Source organism: Clostridium chromiireducens, from assembly GCF_002029255.1.
Lineage (GTDB): Bacteria > Bacillota > Clostridia > Clostridiales > Clostridiaceae > Clostridium > Clostridium chromiireducens.
Map to the genome: position 1 here is coordinate 1 of NZ_MZGT01000160.1, position 2,673 is coordinate 2,673.

Annotated in this window: 2 protein-coding genes; both read left to right on the plus strand. The window is 27.9% G+C overall.

From position 1 onward, the window contains the following. Positions 1–182: 182 nt before the first annotated feature. Entirely contained in the window at positions 183–563 is a 381-nt protein-coding gene (locus tag CLCHR_RS24100) for a hypothetical protein (RefSeq protein WP_079442472.1), read from the plus strand. 209 nt (positions 564–772) lie between these two features. Then, positions 773–2,512, plus strand: coding sequence for an ABC-F family ATP-binding cassette domain-containing protein (locus CLCHR_RS24105; RefSeq protein ID WP_079442473.1), 1,740 nt, complete (start codon positions 773–775; stop codon positions 2,510–2,512). The last annotated feature ends 161 nt before the right edge of the window (positions 2,513–2,673 follow it).

Genomic DNA, 2,673 nt, shown 5'->3' on the forward strand with positions numbered 1-2,673 from the left:
TTATAAAATCTTCTAAAAAACATAGAAACTATAGCCAAAATAGTATATATTTATTAGGATAATGTCTTACTAACGCTATTATTGTAGAAAAATAAGGAAATAATGTTGTATTTTTTACAATTATATAATTTAGTATTTCAGTATGTTCTGTGTAATTTAGAGTTTATAGGAGGTTGCAGTAAATGGGAAAATATAAGGTTTCTTTTAATGAAAAATCGCAAAGTATAACCATGGATTTATCAGGATATTTTTCTGATAATGATGCTATAGCATTTGTTAATGATTTTATTAAGATATCTACTAAAGTTAAGACCGCTGATACATATTTAATTTTGGATAGTGGAAAGTTATTACTATATCCATGTGAGGTAAAAGTTAAACTAAAGGCAGTATTTGAATTATATAAGCAAAGCGGCTACAAATTGGTACGAATTAAATTATTTAAGCCTCAAAAAGAATTAGCTAGAAAACTTGAAGAGTTGGCCAAGTTAGTAGGTTTAAATTTAGAGATATTATTTATAGATAAGCTAACTTCAAATAATGGTAAGCAAATAAAAATTTAAATTGTATCCTACAATTTATTTTTATCCATACTTTACAAAAAACTATTAAATCAAAATAACCTAACGCGTTTTAACATTGTTGAAAAACACGTTAGGTTTTATTACTTGTAATTGAAATAAGTCGCAAAAAATGTTATGCTATCAACGTTAAACAAAAATATACTATCATTACTATAGATTATTTTCAAATGATAAAGAGAGGTAATAATATGATAAAAATCAATAACTTGTCGTACTCATTCCCAAATAAAGATCTCTATAATAATATTTCATTTACTTTAGAAGATGATCAGCATTGTGCTTTTATAGGCTCAAGTGGTATTGGGAAAAGTACATTGATAGATATAATTATGGACCCAGAAAGATATATGTTCGATGGTACCATAGAGATTGACCCAAATTGCAGAATTGGATATGTAAGTCAGTTCCCAAAACTAGACAAAACAAAGGAAACTACAGTTTTGGAATATTTAGGCGAAGAGTTTATCAAGCTGCAAAATGAAATAGCCTCTATTTGTACTGAAATGGAAACAGCTTCGGATATTGATCCATTACTAGAAAAGTACCAAGAAGCTTTAGACGCACTTGATGCCATTGGTGGAGATGATTTCGAAAGCATCATCAATAAGAAACTAAATCTTGCAAACTTAGACTACCTTAAAAATCTAATGGTATCTGAACTTAGTGGTGGTGAGTTTAAGCTTATTCAAGTAATTAAAGAAATGCTTAATGGTCCAAATTTAATAATTATGGATGAACCAGATGTGTTTTTAGATTTTGAAAACCTTAATTCTCTTAAAAATCTAATTAATTCTCACAAGGGAATGATGTTAGTTATTACACACAATAGATATTTATTAAATCATTGTTTTAATAAAATTATTCATCTTGAAAATATGGAGCTTCAAGAGTTTGATGGAAGCTATATTGATTATAACTTCACATTACTTCAAACTAAAATTGAACTTCAGGAACTGTCTGCCGCTGATGATGAAGAAATTGAGAGAAATGAACGCATAATTAAAAGATTAAGAGATAGAGCCGAAGTTACAGGTGAAACTGCTGCTGGAAGATATCTAAAAGGTAAAATGAAATTTCTAGAGAGATTAGAAGCTCGTAGAATAAAAACACCTTTTGTTGAAATTAAGCAGCCTTATATCCGTTTAACTACTAATAATGCTGTTGAAGAAAAAATAGCTTTAAAGGTTAATAATTATAGCTCTGGCTTTGATAAGATAATTTTAGAAAATGTTAACTTTGAGATTAAATCTAATGATAAAGTAGCTATTATTGGATTAAACGGTACTGGGAAAACGACCTTACTCAAGGATATCTATAAAAATAATAATACTTCTATTGAAATAGATTCTGACATTGAAGTAGCTTATTTATCACAAAATCAAGGCGAGATATTAAATGAGTCTAATACAGTACTTGAAGAATTCCTAGATGCGGGATTTAAAACCTATGATGAGGTTGAAATCTACATTTCAAATTATGATTTTGAGGAAGAACTACTTAACCAAAAGATTGAATCTTTATCTGGTGGAGAAAAAAATATACTTCAATTAGCGAAAATTTCTGCAAGCAAAGCAAATATGCTGCTTCTTGATGAACCAACAAGCCATTTAGATACATATTCACAAATGGCCCTTGAAACAGCCATAAAAAAATATAATGGTGCAATTTTAATGGTATCACATGATTACTATTCTATAATAAACTGCGTAGATTATGTTTTACTTATTGAAGATAAAACAATCAGAAAAATGAACATGAAAAAATTCAAAAAGATGATTTACGCCAAATACTTTGATAAAGACTATTTAGAAATTGAACAAAAGAAAATGGATTTAGAAATGAAAATAGCCATATCACTCAGAAATACTGATTTTGAACGTGCAAAAGCTTTATCTGAAGAGTTAGAAGCACTGATTAAATCACTTTAGGCATATTAAAATAAATAACAAGTCAATTTGCTAGGAGAATGTAGAATAACTTGTGTAAATTGAATATTTGATGTGTTATATAACTGGAAATTTCATTTCCAGTTATATTTTTATATTTCTTTTGAAATACTAAAACTGGATAGTATTATGTTTCTAGTTTG